General features: G+C 62.1%; 15 protein-coding genes and 3 pseudogenes. 6 read left to right on the top strand and 12 right to left on the bottom strand.

What is annotated here, in order from left to right:
* Positions 1-376: 376 nt before the first annotated feature.
* The 8 genes from PJW05_RS16115 to PJW05_RS16080 all read right to left on the bottom strand — a co-directional run bounded on the left by PJW05_RS16115 (position 377) and on the right by PJW05_RS16080 (position 8,530).
* Complete coding sequence (locus PJW05_RS16115) at positions 377-1,114, bottom strand: S1 family peptidase (protein ID WP_271408013.1); 738 nt, start codon at positions 1,112-1,114, stop codon at positions 377-379.
* A 126-nt stretch (positions 1,115-1,240) separates the two neighbouring features.
* Positions 1,241-1,693 carry a copper-binding protein gene (locus PJW05_RS26825; RefSeq protein ID WP_442969166.1) on the bottom strand — a complete coding sequence of 151 codons (453 nt, stop codon included), beginning with the start codon at positions 1,691-1,693 and terminating at the stop codon, positions 1,241-1,243.
* A complete protein-coding gene (locus PJW05_RS16105; protein ID WP_271408012.1) occupies positions 1,690-4,848 on the bottom strand; it encodes an efflux RND transporter permease subunit in 3,159 nt (1,052 codons plus the stop codon). The genes PJW05_RS26825 and PJW05_RS16105 overlap by 4 nt, the downstream gene beginning before the upstream one ends.
* The gene (locus tag PJW05_RS16100; protein WP_271408011.1) at positions 4,845-6,326 is read right to left on the bottom strand and encodes an efflux RND transporter periplasmic adaptor subunit; all 1,482 of its coding nucleotides are present in this window, start codon (positions 6,324-6,326) and stop codon (positions 4,845-4,847) included. Before PJW05_RS16100 ends, PJW05_RS16105 begins: the two co-directional genes overlap by 4 nt.
* Positions 6,323-7,579 carry a TolC family protein gene (locus tag PJW05_RS16095; protein ID WP_271408010.1) on the bottom strand — a complete coding sequence of 419 codons (1,257 nt, stop codon included), beginning with the start codon at positions 7,577-7,579 and terminating at the stop codon, positions 6,323-6,325. Before PJW05_RS16095 ends, PJW05_RS16100 begins: the two co-directional genes overlap by 4 nt.
* Positions 7,580-7,677: 98 nt before the next feature.
* On the bottom strand, positions 7,678-8,022 hold the full coding sequence (locus tag PJW05_RS16090; RefSeq protein WP_271408009.1) for a hypothetical protein: 345 nt from the start codon (positions 8,020-8,022) through the stop codon (positions 7,678-7,680).
* 55 nt (positions 8,023-8,077) lie between these two features.
* The gene (locus tag PJW05_RS16085; RefSeq protein ID WP_271408008.1) at positions 8,078-8,308 is read right to left on the bottom strand and encodes a hypothetical protein; all 231 of its coding nucleotides are present in this window, start codon (positions 8,306-8,308) and stop codon (positions 8,078-8,080) included.
* Between the two features lie 24 nt (positions 8,309-8,332).
* Complete coding sequence (locus tag PJW05_RS16080; protein ID WP_271408007.1) at positions 8,333-8,530, bottom strand: MerR family transcriptional regulator; 198 nt, start codon at positions 8,528-8,530, stop codon at positions 8,333-8,335.
* On the opposite strand from PJW05_RS16080, the pseudogene PJW05_RS16075 reads away from it, so the two are divergent.
* Positions 8,457-8,657 (top strand): annotated as a pseudogene (locus PJW05_RS16075) (DUF1003 domain-containing protein); the annotation flags it as partial. The gene PJW05_RS16080 and the pseudogene PJW05_RS16075 sit on opposite strands and share 74 nt — an antisense overlap.
* 722 nt (positions 8,658-9,379) lie before the next feature.
* Here the strand turns inward: PJW05_RS16075 and PJW05_RS16070 are convergent.
* Entirely contained in the window at positions 9,380-9,550 is a 171-nt protein-coding gene (locus PJW05_RS16070) for a hypothetical protein (protein ID WP_271408006.1), read from the bottom strand.
* Between the two features lie 183 nt (positions 9,551-9,733).
* Here PJW05_RS16070 and PJW05_RS16065 point away from each other — a divergent pair, with 183 nt between their 5' ends.
* From PJW05_RS16065 to PJW05_RS16055, 3 genes are all read left to right on the top strand, one after another.
* Positions 9,734-10,030, top strand: a complete 297-nt coding sequence (locus PJW05_RS16065; protein ID WP_271408005.1) for a hypothetical protein — start codon at positions 9,734-9,736, stop codon at positions 10,028-10,030.
* 610 nt (positions 10,031-10,640) lie between these two features.
* Complete coding sequence (locus tag PJW05_RS16060; protein ID WP_271408004.1) at positions 10,641-10,838, top strand: hypothetical protein; 198 nt, start codon at positions 10,641-10,643, stop codon at positions 10,836-10,838.
* 41 nt (positions 10,839-10,879) lie between these two features.
* Entirely contained in the window at positions 10,880-11,089 is a 210-nt protein-coding gene (locus tag PJW05_RS16055) for a hypothetical protein (protein ID WP_271408003.1), read from the top strand.
* A gap of 85 nt (positions 11,090-11,174) precedes the next feature.
* Here the strand turns inward: PJW05_RS16055 and PJW05_RS16050 are convergent, their stop codons facing one another.
* Positions 11,175-11,999 (bottom strand): BON domain-containing protein, encoded by an 825-nt coding sequence (locus tag PJW05_RS16050; protein WP_271408002.1) that lies wholly within the window; start codon positions 11,997-11,999, stop codon positions 11,175-11,177.
* A gap of 253 nt (positions 12,000-12,252) precedes the next feature.
* Between PJW05_RS16050 and PJW05_RS16045 the strand changes: the two are divergent.
* A pseudogene (locus PJW05_RS16045) lies at positions 12,253-13,888 on the top strand (GH36-type glycosyl hydrolase domain-containing protein); the annotation flags it as partial.
* A 36-nt stretch (positions 13,889-13,924) separates the two neighbouring features.
* Here the strand turns inward: PJW05_RS16045 and PJW05_RS16040 are convergent.
* Positions 13,925-15,147 (bottom strand): annotated as a pseudogene (locus PJW05_RS16040) (IS3 family transposase).
* Here PJW05_RS16040 and PJW05_RS26620 point away from each other — a divergent pair.
* Positions 15,065-15,388, top strand: a complete 324-nt coding sequence (locus tag PJW05_RS26620) for a hypothetical protein (protein WP_333908707.1) — start codon at positions 15,065-15,067, stop codon at positions 15,386-15,388. The pseudogene PJW05_RS16040 and the gene PJW05_RS26620 overlap by 83 nt on opposite strands.
* Before the next feature lie 116 nt (positions 15,389-15,504).
* On the opposite strand, the gene PJW05_RS16035 is transcribed toward PJW05_RS26620, so the two are convergent.
* Positions 15,505-16,308 (bottom strand): CmcJ/NvfI family oxidoreductase, encoded by an 804-nt coding sequence (locus PJW05_RS16035; RefSeq protein ID WP_271408001.1) that lies wholly within the window; start codon positions 16,306-16,308, stop codon positions 15,505-15,507.
* Positions 16,309-16,593: the final 285 nt, after the last annotated feature.

Genomic DNA, 16,593 nt, shown 5'->3' with positions numbered 1-16,593 from the left:
CTATCATCAGGTCGAACCAGTGCCAGTTGGCACCCTGATTGTCGGCATGAAACCCCACCCGGCGGCTATCGCTGGTTTAGAGTCGACAGCCCACTCCTGCGGTCATGATCAAGCAACGACTAGCGTTGCCAGTCGTGGAGGTTCTCAGGCCTTTTTGCATCGTCGTCATGCAGCGGGTCATCTTCATCCTTTCGGACCTCTTTCGCATCCGTTGAAACGCCCCTGCCCGCCACGTCTACACCGCCGTGTGCCTGATTGCTGGCATGAGTCCCGCGTTCGTCGCGAACCAGCCGGGGCGCAGTGTACAAACTCTGCTCTCGACCTGTACCCAATGGTACCAGCAGATGGGGCTACGAACGCCCCTAGTCTCACCCTGTCAGTTCTCGCTCAGGGTCATAAGAATGTCGGCATACCAGGTGCAATTGAGTCCCAGCGCTTCGTCTTGTACAAGGTCGCGGCTGACCATATCGAGGCGCGCCGAGTGAACACCCAGCAACATCCAGGGCAGATCACCCAGGTTGCTGAACGTAACTGGAGCCCGCATCACCACCGGCGCACCGCTTGTACCTCGGTGGGTGCGCGCATCGGTGAGAAAATAGCCCTGTCCCTGGAAGCGCAAGCCGAACGACGAGGCGACAATTGCATGCCGAACCACCGGCATATGATGCAGATGGTCGTGGAATCCCAGGGGAAATCCCACCACCAGCAGAGCAGTGCCGACCTCAATCAAGTCGCTGGGAGACTGCAAGTGCTTGGGTGTAAAAGCGTTGTAAACCATCGCCTTCGGCAATGCCGAGCGCTCGATCTCGATCAGCGCGACATCGACACCACCTGCCGTATCCCGTCCTTGGCGCCACAGGCTTTTGCCGTCACGATACAGCGGCACGGAGAAGCCGCATGAACGCGCCACATTGTGTCGATCGGTGTGCAGTTCGATTTCGAGGCGATCAGGGAAATGTCGGCTCGGCGTATCCAAGACCACGTGCCGGCTGGTCACCAGGAATAGGCGCTCGCCCCGCGAGAAAAAAAAGCCGCTGGCATTGGTCAGCAGGCGTGGCCCGGCATAGGTGCAGATGCGCACAGTACTCAGCAGCAGTGGTTCGATTACCGACATTGCGTCAACTCCATTAGCAGCCTGTTGAACTACGTCCACGCCCTGTCTGAAGTTGCAGGGTGAGGTTTACGATATCGGTTCCAATCTGCCGGGACACTCGATTTCCATGCGTGGAGCCAATATCACTCAGGAGGCCCTGTTCGCTGTCGCCAAGCTCGACGACTTCGGGCATGCGACTCCCCCTGCGGCATATCGCGCCCGACGCTCCTGCCGCCATTGTTGTATTAGTGCGATCGACACGATGGTCGCGTCCATACGGTCGGCTCGACACTCGAACGTCACTTGGTCACCGACCTTCAGGCCCTTGAGTTGTGCCGCCGTGACCTTGAAACCCATGGTCATTTGAGGCCACTTCAGTGCTGGAACGGCCCCGTGCGCAAGAGTCACCACCTGTCTTTCGTTGTCGATGGCCTTAATCGTACCTGTCGCCCTGGCCGTGGGTGCCGGTTTCTCCGGCTGTTCCATCTGCACGCCCGCCATGGACGTGGCGTCCCTCTGTATGCCCGGCATGTCTTCGGCAAACGAGGCTAAGGACACCACAGCTATAACGTTGGTGATCGCGACCAGCATGTACTTCATACGGTTTCTCCTTGATGGATGGGGGCGACAGAAGAGAGGTGCCGACGGCGCATCAGGCGGTAGGCCGCCGGCAGGACGAACAGGGACATCAGGGGCGCGGTCAGCATGCCGCCAACCATGGGCGCGGCAATGCGGCTCATGATCTCGCTGCCGGTACCACTGCCCCAGAGGATCGGCAGCAGACCGGCGATGATCACCGCCACCGTCATCGCCTTGGGGCGCACGCGCTGCACGGCACCTTCGCGGATCGCCGCAACCAGACCGAGTTCGTTGGCGTCGCCGGCTTCCTCCCGCTCGGCCCAAGCGTTCTTCAGGTAGAGCAGCATGATCACGCCGAATTCGGCGGCTACCCCGGCCAGGGCAATGAAGCCGACGCCGGTGGCCACCGACAGGTTGTAGCCAAGCAGGTAGAGGAACCACACCCCGCCGGTGAGGGCGAAGGGCAGCGTGACCATGATCAGTAACGCCTCATCGAAACGGGCGAAGGTCAGGTAGAGCAGGACGAAGATGATCAGCAGGGTGGCCGGCACCACCAGCTTGAGGCGGGCATTGGCGCGTTCGAGGAACTCGAACTGCCCCGAGTAGGCGAGGCTCATCCCCGGTTGCAGCTTGACCTGTTCGCTGACGGCCTGGCGCAAATCGGCCACCACCGAGGCGATATCCCGGCCGCGCACGTCGATGTAGACCCAGCCGGACGGCCGGGCATTCTCGCTCTTCAGCATCGGCGGGCCTTCGGTAACCCGGATGCGCGCCACTGTACCCAGGGTGATCTGGCTGCCCTGGGGTGTGTAGATTGGCAATTGCGCCAGGGCGCCGGGCGAATCGCGCCACTCCCGGGGGTAGCGCACGCTGATCGGGAAGCGCGCCAGGCCCTCGACGGTTTCACCAATGGTCTCGCCGCCAATAGCGCTGGCTACGATGGATTGCACGTCGGCAATGTTCAGTCCATAGCGCGCCGCATCCTGGCGGTCTATGTCGACATCGATGTAGCGTCCCCCGGTCAGGCGCTCTGCCAGCGCCGAGCTGACGCCGGGAACAGTCTTGGCTGCGCGCTCGACCGCCTGGGTGGCGGCATCGATGTCGGCGAGATTAGGGCCGGCTACTTTCACCCCGATGGGGCTCTTGATGCCGGTCGCGAGCATGTCGATGCGGTTGCGGATCGGCGGAATCCAGATATTGGTCAGCCCCGGTACCTTCACCACCCGGTCCAGTTCGTCCACCAGATTTTCCGGGGTCATGCCGGGTCGCCACCGCTCGCGCGGCTTGAACTGAATGGTGGTTTCGAACATCTCCAGCGGTGCCGGATCGGTCGCGGTTTCGGCGCGTCCAGACTTGCCGAAGACGTGTTCGACTTCCGGGACTGTCTTGATCAGCCGATCGGTGATCTGCAGCAGCTGGCTGGCCTTCTGCGCCGATAGGCCGGGTAGCGCCGAGGGCATGTAGAGCAGGTCGCCTTCATCCAGTGGCGGGAGAAACTCGCCACCCAGCCGCGAGATCGGCCACAGGGCGCTCAGGAAGATCAGGATGGCGACCGCCATGGTGAGCTTGGGATGGCGCAGCACCCGATCGAGGGCGGGCTGGTAGAGCCGGATCAGCCAACGGTTCAGCGGGTTCTGCTCCTCCTTGGGGATACGCCCACGAATCCAGTAGCCCATCAGCACCGGCACCAGGGTCACCGACAGCCCGGCGGCTGCCGCCATGGCATAGGTCTTGGTAAAGGCCAGCGGCCCAAACAGCCTGCCCTCCTGTGCCTCCAGGGTGAACACCGGGATGAACGAAAGGGTGATGATCAGCAGGCAGAAGAACAACGCCGGCCCGACTTCGGCGGCGGCCTCGGTCATCACGTGCCAGTGATGCTCACCTTCCAGCGTCTCGCCAGGATGGGCCGCATGCCAGGCCTCGATCTTCTTGTGGGCGTTCTCGATCATCACCACGGCGGCGTCCACCATGGCGCCGATGGCGATGGCGATCCCGCCCAGGGACATGATGTTGGCGTTGATCCCCTGGTAGCGCATGACGGCGAAGGCGATCAGCCCCCCGATTGGTAGCGAGATAATCGCCACCAGCGAGGAGCGCAGGTGCCAGAGGAACACCACGCAGACCAGGGCGACCACGATGAACTCCTCCAGCAACTTGTGGCTGAGGTTTTCCACCGCACGATCGATGAGCTGGCTGCGGTCGTAGGTAGTGACCAGCTCCACCCCGGCCGGCAGGCCTTTCTGCAACTCGTCCAGCTTGGCCTCGACGGCGGCGATGGTCTCACGGGCGTTCTTGCCGCTGCGCAGGATCACCACGCCGCCGACCGTCTCGCCCTCGCCGTCGAGCTCGGTGATGCCACGGCGCATTTCCGGCCCCTGCTGAATGGTTGCCACGTCGCCGAGGGTGACCGGCACGCCGCCGGCAACAAGCTTGAGCGGCACGGCGCGGAAGTCGTCCAGGGTCTTCAGGTAACCGGTGGCACGCACCATGTATTCGGCCTCGGCCATCGTCAGCACGGCGCCGCCGGTCTCCTGATTGGCCTTGCCGATGGCCTCGATCACCGCGTCCTGAGTGATGCCCAGGCTGGCCAGGCGTACCGGATCGAGTTGCACTTGGTACTGTTTGACCATGCCCCCCACGGTGGCCACCTCGGCCACATTGGGCAGAGTCTTCAGCTCGAACTTGAGGAACCAGTCCTGCAAGGCACGTAGCTGCGCCAAGTCATGCCCGCCACCGCGGTCCACGAGCGCGTACTGAAAGATCCAGCCGACCCCGGTGGCGTCTGGCCCGAGGGCGGCCTTGGCGGTGGCCGGCAGGCGTCCCTGGACCTGGCTGAGATATTCCAGCACCCGTGAACGAGCCCAATAGAGGTCGGTGCCGTCCTCGAAGATCACGTAGACGAAGCTGTCGCCAAAGAAGGAATACGCCCTTACGGTTTTGGCTCCTGGCACCGAGAGCATGGTGGTGGCCAATGGATAGGTGACCTGGTTCTCGACAATCTGCGGGGCCTGCCCGGGGTAAGGTGTGCGGATGATCACCTGGACGTCGGAGAGGTCCGGCAACGCGTCGATGGGCATGTTCTGCGCGGACCAGATGCCCCAGGCGGTGGCGAACAACGTGGCGAGTATGACCAGGAAGCGGTTGGCCACCGACCAGCGAATCAACGCAGCGATCATGGCTGGACTCCGAGTTTTTCCAGGCGTTCGACCAGCAGGCCAGCTTCGGTCTGGCGCACGCCCACGCGGACCTTGTCGCCGGCCTTGATGCCGATCATCAGGGCCGGGTCAGCCAGCGGGAAGGTCATGGTCATGCTGGGCATGCCCAGCGTCTTGAAGGGGCCGTGGGCCAGGGTCACCCCGGCGTTATCGATGGCCATAACCTGCCCTTCGGCTTCATGCAGCGCGACCAGCGCCTCAGTCGTTGGTGTCTCGATCTCAGCAGCGTTCAGCCCTTTGAGGCTGGCTTCGGAATCGAGCAGGAACTGCCCGGAGGCGACCACCTGCTGGCCTTCCGTGAGCCCTTGGGTCACCACCGTCTTGCCGGCGCTTTCCGGCCCGAGTCGGACTTCCACCGGCCGGTAGCGCCCACCGTCTTCGGCGACCATCACCAAAGCACGCCGGCCGGTGCGGATGACCGCTTCGCTCGGCAGCCAAAGCACGCTCTGCGACGTAGATCGATTCAGTTGGACCTGTGCCGTCATGCCGGGCCGCAGGCGGCCATCCGCATTGGGCAGTTCAACTCGCACCCGCAGCGTGCGGCTGTCTGGATTGGTTTCCGGCAGGATGGCGTCGACCGTCCCCGAAAGCACTTCCCCCGGGAAGGCGGGCAGTCGCGCCGCGACTGTCTGGCCCTGGGCAATGGCCCCGGCCTCGGCTTCCGGAACCGCCAGGCTGAGCCAGACGCTGTCCAGGCCGTTGACCCGGGCCAGTGTGGCGCCTTCTGTCACCGTCATGCCGGTACGCACGGCCAGTTCCTGCACCACCCCACCGATGGGGCTGCCCAGGGTCAGGACCGCTTGTACCTTGCCGCTGCGCTCCACTTGGCGGATCAGCGCCGCCGGCATACCGAGCAGGCGCAGACGTTGGCGGGCCGCTGCCAGCAGACCGGCATCACCGCTCTGCTTCAGGGCGAGGAACTCTTCCTGAGCAGCGGCCCAGTCCGGGATCAGCAAGTCAACCAGCGGCGCTCCGGCCTGGAGCACATCGCCCGGCGCTCGGTCATAGACCCGCTCGACGAAGCCGGCGGCACGGGCCTGCACGACGGCGACCTCACGTTCGTTGAAGGCCAGCACACCAACCACATCCAGGCTGTTGGCCAACGGTCCACGGCTGACGGAGGCCAGGCGCAGACCGAGGTTCTGAGTCAGGCTAGGGTCGATGCGGATGGTCGCGCTGTCCGCAGCGCCGCCGGCATATTGCGGTACCAATTCCATGTCCATGAAGGGTGACTTGCCCGGCTTGTCGAACTTCTGCTGCGGGTACATGGGGTCGTACCAGTACAGCACCTTGCGCTCGTCCTGCTGCGCGGATTCAGCTTCGGTGCTGGCGGCCGGCATCGCGGTCATGGGACGTTGCGCGAACCAGTAGCCACCGACGGCCCCTATGGTCAGGGACAGACCCGCCACTGCCAGTCCGGTCCAGATACGCGTGGTCATGGGTGAGTCTCCCCGTACGTGAAATAGAGCTTGGCGCTGGTCATGGCACGCTGGCCTTCGAGGTCGATCTGCTTGAGGCGCACCTCGATCTGTTCGCGGCGAGCCGCTACCACAGAGGCCAGCTCGCCAGTACCGGCACGGTAACTGGACGTGGTCAGGTCGACTTTTTCCTGGGCCAGGGGCAACAGGCTGTCCTGGCTGCGACGGACTGCACGATCCAGTCGCTGATACTCGGCCAGGTCTGCTTCCAGTTGCTCGGCATGCTCACGGCTGAGCGCTTCACGCTCGGCTTCCACCTGATTCAGCTCGGCATGGCGAGCGGCGATCCTGGGGTTCTGCCGGGAGCCTGGAAATAGCGGCAGGTCGAAAGTGAGCTGTACGCTCACCATGTCACCGAACTCGCGGCCACGGCGCTGGTAGTCGACCTCCCAGCTCCAGTCCGACTTCTTCTCCGCCTCAGCCTCGCGCACCTTGGCCTCCGCCTCGCGGGTAATGGGCGCAAAGGCCGTCAGTTCGGGATGCACATGCAACCTGTGGGCGTAGCCCGAGGCGACGATAGGCCAGGTTGGCAAGTCGCCGGCCAGCGGCTCATCGGCGGCCGGACCTATCCAGCGGCGCAGGGCGGCCCGGGTCTGGGCTTGCTGACTGGCCAATTCATCTTGGCGCTCAGCCAGGTCGGCCACCTCCTGCTTGGCGGTGACCGCATCCGCAGCGGGTGCCCGTCCTCCAGCGATCTGCGCTCGCACGGTAGCCGCCAGCAGACGATTCTCCCGGAAAAACGCCTCGAACAGTGCCTGCTTGCGCTCCACGGTATGGCGGCTGATCCAGGCTAGCGCGGCGGCCTGGCGCACCTTCAGGCGTACGACGCGGTGTTCGGCCTCGGCGCGCTCGACGGCGGCCTCGGCCAGCTCCGTGCGGGCCCGGAGCTTGTCGCGGTTAGGCATTTCCTGCATGACTCCGACCATTTGCATGGTCATGAAGTCTTGGTCGAGGGTCCAGCGATCCGGCCCGCCCACGGGGTAGTTCTGCACGCCAAGGAGTAACTTCGGGTCCGGCAGTTCACCGGCGGGAATGGCAGCGCTGCTGGCAGCCTGCAATTTGGCAGTCTGGGCCATCAGCGACGGGGCATTGTCCTCAGCCAAACGCAAGGCTTCATCTAGGGTCAGGTCGGCGGCCAGGCTGGGCAGAGCCAGCACCGAGGCCATCAGGGCGGCCACAACGGGCCCGCCGGAAAAACAGCGTGTAGGGTTCATCGTCGCGAATCCTGTAGTGTTCCGCTGCGTCGCGCACAAGCGCGCACGCAGGCCGACCGCTCCGCACAAGCAGAACGGCAGTCAACGGGGAACAGGAATTAAACGCGGGGTGGGCGCCAAACGCCGGAAGGGGTTCGCTCGGGGAGGAATTCGCTGAGGAAGGTCGTGGTGACGGGGAAGGATAGGTCAACAGCAGGCTTCACATAGCGCACCTGCAGGATGCTCACAGTCTTGCATTCCAGCCCCGGCTTGCAGGGCTTGCCATGGTCGGTCGTGTCGCCCTCCCTGTCATGGCAGCAGTCCTGGCCGATGTCCAGCATCTTGGCCATGCCGGTGCTCTTCATCGGGCAGGGCTCCGACGGCGACTGCACGCCCGCCATCCCGCTGAGGGGAAGCGCAAAGCTGAGCAGTACAAGTAGACACAGCCGCAGGTAGCGTTTCATGCGGGGCAGTGTAGACCGTGCTCCGCGGGCGAACAATTACCGTTCTGTTAGGAAGTCAGAGTTTGCGGTGACCTGCGGCAATCTCCCGCCAGCCGGTTAAGTGCTCAGGTTCCCGCTCCCTGGAAGCGCCGCCGTCACACGTATCGGCCAATTGCATGACGGTCTCGCGCATCGCTTGCAGAGCGATGATGCGAGCGCTCAGGGCCTCAATGTACATGAGGGCCAACGCTCGGACCTCATCATCCAACCGCGAGCGGTCACGCCAGAGTGACAGCAGAGTGCGCACTTGCTCTATTGAGGAGCCCAAGTCTCAGGCGTGGTGGATGAAATGTAGCTGTTGGACGTCCTGCTCTGCATAGACCCGATACCCGGCTCTGGACCGTACTGGACGAGGAATCAAGGCAATGCGCTCGTAATACCGGATGATCCTTGTGGACAAGGCGTATGCCGAAGCGGATGCAACCCACAGGGAGATGCTCGCTGTCGCCAATGAGCAGCGGCAAGCCATCGCAGCGCAGACCAGCGCCCGGTTGTTGGAGTTGCTGGAACAAAATACTCAGCTCACGGAACGGGCCATGGAGCTGACAGAGCGCATCGAGATGTTGACCGTCGAAGTTCACAGGCAGGTGATCAAGGTGGCTGATCGGAAAGTGGGGGAAGTCCGGAGCGGAGATCAGTCCACTCGGGCAACGGCTAGGCGATCGGTGCCCAGATCACGTTCTCACTGTTGATCATGGGGACATGTCCTGGGTTGATATCGAGTTCGTTGTGGAGAAACATTCGAGTTTTCTCGGCGTCCAGCAACCGACCAGGCCTTTGCCTTAGAACGCTTGCAGACACAGAGAAATGCCCGCAATTGGGACAATTGATCTCAATCCCATTGATATGAGTGTCAATCGTTCGCGCCTCACCCGAGCAGTTCACGCATTTCATGTTGTCTCTCCTTACATCTGGTGCGTAAAGCGTACGAGCGCAGATGCGGATAACACATCCATCAAGGTGATGGGGCCGTCGTGACGCCACAATCCCGCTGTGCAAGTGCGTGATTACGGAGTCGGAGGTTTTGCCAGAGGGGCCTCCGGGCATGCCGTCGCGACGGTTGGAACGGACTCTATATCATCTTGCGGCGCCGGGAATGAATAGAGTTCCGCCCGGGAGAAGACCGGCAAGCGTGGCGTGCGCTCGTGCAACTCTCCAAGATCAGCGGACCTTTGGGGCCACGTAGTCTTCTCGCTACAGCTTGAGATACTCATGGTGCTCTCGATAAGGCTCCGAATACGGCAGGCTAGCTGATCGTTGCAGATTGCAAGACCTGTGTCGGTGCGCTGCCGCACTCATGCCTGACCGCGTGCAAGGCTCATGTTTTGGGCCCTTGCGGCAGCTGGTCGCTCTTGGGTACGCGTGCCGCGTCGTTCGCCTCGTCGAAATGGTCGAGTAGAAGCTGGCCGGGCGTTTTCAACGTAGGCGGCCGTCGAGAGGGACGCTTGCCAGGTTTTCGACGCAGGTTGGGGTCGATGTAGGTGTGCATGACGACCTCTGATAGAGAAGGCATCTGCGGGATGCGGCGCCTTCCATCGATCATTGCCGGTCCTCAGCGCCATCTCGGTGCGCCGCCCCACAGATGGCTAAGTGCTCCAACGCACCGACCGCGCGCGACTAGCCTGTCAGCCTACTCACAGCACGCAAATTCGCATTCCTGCAATGAGCCGACATGACCGACGAAGCCGATAGCCACAGTCCCGACACTTTCGATACCGCCGCAGAGGAACCAGATAGCCTCACAGGAAAACTAGGAACACGCGCCCTTTATCACTTCCTCGACAGGGTCGACGTGATCATCAAGAAACGATGCGAACTGCTGCGGGTACAACAATCCGGATCGAAATCCCCAGCCGAACAACCTCTGCGACAAGAAATGCACGCGCCCAAGCGTTTTGATCGTTCCATCACCCCACGCGGCGATGACGAACTCAACGACCTCAGCTCCGTCGAGGCTTCCAAGCGCTGATCCCCCTACCTGTGGCTGCCCCTGGCCGTCAGCCGTTATGTGCGGCTGTCTGGCGACACGGCCGTGCTCGACGAACAGGCGTATTTCGCCGAAACCGGTTTGGAGGCACTGGCCAAAGGCGGTCTGTGCGCCATCGTACGCATACGGCCGACATGCTCACGGGCATCCGCCATGGCGCGGTCTCCGAAGCAAGCAGTATCTATCAACTCAGTCCGATCCATCGCTAGCCGAAGCACGCCAGCCAGGAGAGTCTGGCCAATGTCGAGGTTTGGCAGAAGCTGGTGTGATCACACGCCCTCGCAGGTCAGGTGACCTGAGTTACTGCCTAATCCTGTTGCGGTTGGTCCATCCACCATTTCCGGGGACAGACCAGACAGGCAGTCCGGTGGATAGAACTCTTGCCGAACGCCGGAGTACCCACTTCCTCACCGGCCCCGAGCCTTGCCCCCCGAAGCGGCTGGCTAGCGGTAACCCTTGGTCCGGTTTACCAATAAAGGCAAGCAATTGCGAGTCAGAGGGTAGATAGTGGAATTCTAACCATCGTCACGCTCAGGCCGAGGACATTATGAAACGAGACTTCCCCGGGCACGTTGCATGGAGCCAAGCACAGATGAATGGTGACCACGCTCTGGCATTCGTCGCGATTAAGCCGCGAGGCCGAGGTACAGAGCTGCACTTTCACCTGGTCTATGACGGCATCTCTTTTGCTCGCCTCTCGGAAGCAATTACCGCGGCTGAATGTGCGTTGAGCAAGATCCTGGGCTTCGACGCTCGCGATACGCCGGTGTTCAGTTCGCCGGAGTGCTGATCGACAACAGCGCCCACCACGGGTGCCGCAACGGGGACACCATGACCAATCCTGTCGCTCTTCCGCTGCTTATCCATCGCATCCACATGAATCAGATCATGTTGGGTGCCGCGCTTGCGGAAATCGCGATCTGGATCGACAAATGCGGCTCTCCTAACACCTCAGAGCTGATCTGTCGTCGCCTGGCAACCTTAGAGGCCAACGCCGACTTCATCAGCGCGGCCATTGTGGACCTTATGGCTGACTCATAGCTGCCGAGGCCACGCTTCCACAGCCCGCCCGTGCGGGCTTTTTTAAGATTGGATTCAACGACGTGCTCGGCGTAGGGCCGTCGTATCAATAGCGAAGTTCGCTTGAGCGGACGCTCTTCACACCATGCACGTTCTGCGCCAGTTCGATTGCCAAGTCTCGCTCGACACCATTGGCGACGAGACCACTCAGGGTAACGATGCCGCCGTTGGTGCTCACTGAGATAGCGGAACCGCTGACGTTGCTCGAGTACATTAATGTGGACTTCACCTTGGTCGTGATCCAGCCATCGGCGACATCGTCCTGCGCCTGCTCCACGGCACCCTTGGCGGCCTCGACAGGCGCCGGCTTCAGGGCATCGACCACGAGTTGGTTGTCCACCACCAACACACCATCGGTGTTCGAGGCCAGACGACCGGCAATTTGCTTGTCTGTCTGGCTATCGGCATTGCCGGTCAGCGTTACCCTGCCCGAGCGGGTCTTAACGCTCGTGGTCATGCCATCGGCTTGTTTGCTCCATCGCAGCTTCGACCTGATCGCGGCGGTGATCGAGGCATCGTCAACCATGACCCCATAGCTCCGGTCCATACCCGGCTTCGGCTCTGACGGGACGTAGTCGGACATAACCACTATCTGGTTGTCCACCAAGTCGACTCCGCTGACAGCCAGCGCGATGTCTGTGGCCAGTTCTTTGTGGACCTCATCCGCGACGACGCCGCTCAGGGTGGCCTTTCCGTTTTTTACCAATACCTTGAGATCGTTGGCCCGCAGATCGGGACTCAGCGCATAAGTCGTCCAGATCTGGGTTTCTTGGCGAGTGTCGGTGTTGCTCTGCGACTCTGAGGCAGCCACATTGCCCATCGCCATGGCGATACTGGCTGCGAGGATCAGCTTGCAGAATTGTCCATGCATTTGGTTTCACCATTCAGGAAAGGGATTCAAACGAACTGGGAAGCCAGTACGACTGGTCCGCTCGATTCGGCCGCTTACTCATGTTGACCGCAAAGGGCAGTCGTAGCGCCTGCACTGTCGCAGCCAGCAAACTCCCTGTCGGTGCGCTATCGCACTTACCTGCCGAGGAATACTGCTCCGTGCGCCTGAGGCTAGTGGCGGCAATTCATCGCACCATATACGCGCATGCCGCCTGTGGAAATGGGGTAGAATCCCGCAGTTCGGCACCGTGATTTCGGAAAGCGGAAGCGCCTACACCTGGAACCTGAACGCCCACGAATTCCGCCTGACGCCCTGGCACAACGATGCGGTCCGTGACGCCAGTGGCGAGACCCTTTACCTGCGCGACGAGGAGACCGGTCACTACTGGTCAGCCACCCCCTTGCCAAGGTGCGGCAACAGCCCGTACGTGATATGCTATGGCTTTGGCTGCAGCTGCTTCGAGCATCGCGAAGAAGGAATCGAATGCGAACTTTGGGTCTACGTGGCAGCCTTGCAGACCGTACGTGAGCACTGGCGCGAAACCCTGGGCCAAGTGCGCGTGGAAACGGCGGAGCCCCGCGGTGAATCTGATGCTCAACGGCTGGCTGCTGTACCAGGTCATTGCCTCGCGCTTCCTGGCCCACAGCGGTTTCTACCAGTCTGGCGGCGCCTACGGCTTCCGTGACCAGTTGCAGGATAGCATGGTTATGTTGCATGCGACCCCGCAAAGCGCACGCTAGCACCTGTAGCTGTGCGCGGCCCATCAGTTCGTGCAAGGCGATGTACAGCACTGGTGGCACCCGCCTCTCGACCGAGGCGTACGCACGCACTGCTCGGACGACTACCTGTGGCTGCCCCTGGCCGTCAGCCGTTATGTGCGGCTGACCGGCGACACGGCCGTGCTCGACGAACAGGTGGGTTACCTCGAAGGGCGCGAACTGAACCCGCTCGAAGAGTCCTACTACGACCTGCCGGAACGCCCGACGCTACGGGAAAGCCTCTACCAGCATTGCCTGCGCGCCCTGGAGCGCGGGATGGCGCGCGGCGCCCACGGCCTGCCGCTGATAGGCAGCGGCGACTGGAATGACGGCATGAATCGGATCGGCGCCCTGGGTCAGGGTGAAAGTGTCTGGCTAGGCTTCTTCCAGCACGCGGTGCTGGAGCAGTTCGCGGACATTGCACGGGATCATGGCGATGTCGCCTTTTCCGCACGCAGCAACGCACAGGCCGCGGAACTATGCGCAAACCTGGAGCACCACGGCTGGGGTGGTGCCTGGTATCGACGAGCCTACTTCAACGATGGCCCCCTGGGCTCGGCCTCCAACGACGAATGCCAAATCGACTCCATTGCCCAGAGCTGGCTGGTGCTATCGGGCGTAGCCCCATACCAGCGGCGGCGCCAGGCAATGGGCTCTCTGCTCGAGCACTTGGTGCGCCGAGATTCCCGCCTGATCCTGCTGCTTGCACCGCCCTTCGACCGCTCGTTGCCCGACCCGGGCTACATCAAGGGCTATGTCCCCGGCGTGCGCAAAAATGGTGGCCAATACACCCATGCCGCGGTCTGGGCGAGTATGGCCTTCGCCGAAATGGGCGACAGCGCTCGGGCCTGGCAGCTGCTCGACATGATCAATCCGGTCAGCCATGGCCTCGCCGCCACCATAGAAACCTACAAGGTCGAGCGCTATGTGTTGGCGGCCGATGTCTACGCGATGGCCCCGCATGAGGGCCGTGGCGGGTGGAGTTGGTATACCGGCGCGGCCGGCTGGATGTACCGCGTCATCCTCGAATCACTGCTGGGCGTGCAACGCGAAGGCCCTAGCCTGTGCTTCAAGCCGGTGCTGCCGGTAAGTTGGAGGGGCTACAAGCTTGGACTCGCCCCCATCAAACCGGACACCGGCACCCCGTTAAGTTGATACCTCAGCCAAGCGCCTGAGCTCCCGAGGTGAGCGGTATTTCAGAGCGCTGTGCGGATGTTCCTCATTGTAATGCTCGAAGGCGATGGCCAGGTTGCGCAGTGCCGTCGCGCGATCCGGCTTGGGCATGTGGCGGATGTAGTCGCGCTTCATGGTCTTCACGAAGCTTTCCGCCATACCGTTGCTCTGCGGGCTGCACACCGGGGTGGTCAGCGGCAGCAGGCCGATTTGCCGAGCAAAGGCCCGGGTCTGTTCGGTGGTATAGGCCGAACCGTTATCGCTCAGCCACTGCACCGGCGATGTCGGTAGCTCATCACCAAAGCGTTGCTCGATAGCTTCCAGCATCACGTCGCGGACATCGTCGCCACTGTAGCCGTTTGGGCTGGCCACCCAACTGATGGCCTCGCGGTCGCAGCAGTCCAGAGCGAAGGTCACGCGCAGTTTGTCGCCGTCCTCGCAGTGGAACTCGAAGCCATCCGAACACCAGCGGGTGTTGCTCGTGTCCACGGCGACGCGACCTTCGTGACGCCGCGCCACCCCCGGCTGCTTGCGCCGGCGCTCCAGCAACAAATCGTGGTCTCACATGACGCGGTACACCCGCTTCACGTTGACCGGTGGCTGAGCCTGCTGCTCATGCTGTCGACGCAACAGGCCCCAGACCCGGCGATAGCCATAGCTGGGCAACGCCCCGACGGCCTGCTTGATCTGCTCGACCAGGGCCGCATCGTTGAGCGTCCGGCGGCGACGCGGCTGCGACTTCGGAGCGGGCTGTTTGAGTCGAGCCGACAATTGCGAGCGCGCCACACCGAGACTCTCACTGACCGCTTTCACTGGTCGTCCCCCGGCAACAAGGGTGAGTGCGCAATCCATTTTCGCGAGCGGGCGATCTCCACCGCTTCCTTGAGGATCTCGGCCTCCATGGTCTTCTTGCCCAGCATCCGTTGCAGTTCGCGGATCTGCTTGAGGGCATCGGCCAACTCGGAAGCGGGCACCACCGCTTCACCGGCACTGACCGCCGACAGGCTGCCGTCCTGGTAAAGCTTGCGCCAGTAGAACAGTTGGTTGGGATTGATGCCGTTGCGCCGGGCCACCACCGAAACGCTTTGCCCGGGCTCCAGACTCTCGCGCACCATGGCCAGTTTCTCCTCGACGCTCCAGCGGCGACGCCGCTCCTGGCCGAGTACTTCGATGGATTTGTCTTTGCTGGTAGTCATAAACACAGTCGTTTGCCTATCCCTTATGGTAAGGGGGAAACGGTGTCCTGTGTTTCAAGGGGCTCGTTCATCCGACGCACCGGCAAGCCGAGCGCAATCTGTACTGAACGAGCAGATCGAATCTTTCCTCTCGAAGGGTGGTGAGATTACTGAGGTTCCCTCCGGCAAATCGGGGTGGAATGCTGTTCGCAAGAAGTCCCAACATGAGGCGGCATGGTGCTGGATAGCTACGACCCGCTGACAGCCGTCGTCGGCACCTGGGTCAATCCCTACCGACGAGGGGCGGCCGATCCCTGGTAAAGCGCGGAGGAGGGGGTCAAGTACCGCCCAGGGAGATCCACGCCAGGTGACCAGTACCTAGTCAAAGAAGGCCAGGGTGCGAACCTCGATACTCTCGCGCGGCGGGGCTCCCGGCGGCGTATTGGGGTCCTGGAAGGCGGTGTGGGGGGTGAAGCGGGCACGGCCGTCGTGACGCGAGTCATACCCCTTGATCAGCAAGACTTCGTCACGGCGCATGTCCGGAAAATAGTACCAGCGCTGGTGCGGATTGTAGGCCAGGTGGTAGATCTCACCGATCCGATCCGGATAGACCATGTCGGTGGCCAGCAGGTCATTGGGGTCGAGCGTCGAGGCGTCCAGCACGGCCAGCGGCGAGCGCTTGACGGGCCCGCTCATCGGGCGCCAGAGGTTGATCTGAGCCACTGGCATCGCTGCCAGTGCGGCGGCCTGATCCCCGCCCAGCACGTCGCGGATACGCTCAGGCCCCGAGCACTCGGTGTAGTCATTATGCACACGGCTGGCTGGCCCACGAATATCCCGCCGCTCGGCGTCGCTGCGCCTGGTGTGGTCGAAGACGACGACCCGGCTCGCGCCCGTCAGCTCCATTATCAAGGCCTTGACCTCGTCATAGTAGAGGTTTGCCACCGAGGTATCGTCGTAGAGGTCGGCGACCAGCGTATCCCGGCGATGGAATTCAAAGCCCTGCTTGTCCAGAGAAAGGCTGTCTGCCAACGGACGACCGTTGTGTATCGTGACCTCGCGCTCCTCCTGCTCGGCAAAGTAGTGCGGTTCGCTGTCACCGGTCAGAGCCTCGGTATGCACATAGGGCTTCGCATCGTGCTTGACCAGATAGGTGAGTGTCGTAATGACGCTAGCGGGCATATCAGTTGTGCACTTCAAGTAACGCCTCCCGGTCTGCTGACCGCATCCGGCTTGGTGTCACCGTGGCGGCGCTGTAGCTTGTATGTGGGCTCCCTATCTCAATCATATGCCCTCGAACGGGCACTTTTAAATGCCCCCGTAGGTACATGGCCCGACCGGTATAAAAAGGGACTCCCATTAGCGGGAGTCGGTGACACTGATTCCGATTACGGTGGCTGAGCAGCTTTACGAAGCATGAGCGAAATAGCTCAGATAATGCTGTTTTTTAGTCGATATGCCTCTCCT

The organism is Pseudomonas sp. Q1-7, assembly GCF_028010285.1.
Taxonomy (GTDB): Bacteria; Pseudomonadota; Gammaproteobacteria; order Pseudomonadales; family Pseudomonadaceae; genus Metapseudomonas.
This window is presented reverse-complemented; position numbering and strand designations above follow the sequence as displayed.

Bases quoted from the DNA above. Each gene is read 5' to 3' on its own strand.
- PJW05_RS16055 (WP_271408003.1), top strand. From the start codon at position 10,880: ATGACCAATCCTGTCGCTCTTCCGCTGCTTATCCATCGCATCCACATG.
- PJW05_RS16100 (WP_271408011.1), bottom strand. From the start codon at position 6,326: ATGACCACGCGTATCTGGACCGGACTGGCAGTGGCGGGTCTGTCCCTG.
- PJW05_RS16060 (WP_271408004.1), top strand. From the start codon at position 10,641: ATGAATGGTGACCACGCTCTGGCATTCGTCGCGATTAAGCCGCGAGGC.
- PJW05_RS16070 (WP_271408006.1), bottom strand. From the start codon at position 9,550: ATGCACACCTACATCGACCCCAACCTGCGTCGAAAACCTGGCAAGCGT.
- PJW05_RS16090 (WP_271408009.1), bottom strand. From the start codon at position 8,022: ATGAAACGCTACCTGCGGCTGTGTCTACTTGTACTGCTCAGCTTTGCG.
- PJW05_RS26620 (WP_333908707.1), top strand. From the start codon at position 15,065: ATGGCCAGTTTCTCCTCGACGCTCCAGCGGCGACGCCGCTCCTGGCCG.
- PJW05_RS16065 (WP_271408005.1), top strand. From the start codon at position 9,734: ATGACCGACGAAGCCGATAGCCACAGTCCCGACACTTTCGATACCGCC.
- PJW05_RS16035 (WP_271408001.1), bottom strand. From the start codon at position 16,308: ATGCCCGCTAGCGTCATTACGACACTCACCTATCTGGTCAAGCACGAT.
- PJW05_RS16095 (WP_271408010.1), bottom strand. From the start codon at position 7,579: ATGAACCCTACACGCTGTTTTTCCGGCGGGCCCGTTGTGGCCGCCCTG.
- PJW05_RS16105 (WP_271408012.1), bottom strand. From the start codon at position 4,848: ATGATCGCTGCGTTGATTCGCTGGTCGGTGGCCAACCGCTTCCTGGTC.
- PJW05_RS16115 (WP_271408013.1), bottom strand. From the start codon at position 1,114: ATGTCGGTAATCGAACCACTGCTGCTGAGTACTGTGCGCATCTGCACC.
- PJW05_RS16050 (WP_271408002.1), bottom strand. From the start codon at position 11,999: ATGCATGGACAATTCTGCAAGCTGATCCTCGCAGCCAGTATCGCCATG.
- PJW05_RS16080 (WP_271408007.1), bottom strand. From the start codon at position 8,530: ATGGCTTGCCGCTGCTCATTGGCGACAGCGAGCATCTCCCTGTGGGTT.
- PJW05_RS26825 (WP_442969166.1), bottom strand. From the start codon at position 1,693: ATGAAGTACATGCTGGTCGCGATCACCAACGTTATAGCTGTGGTGTCC.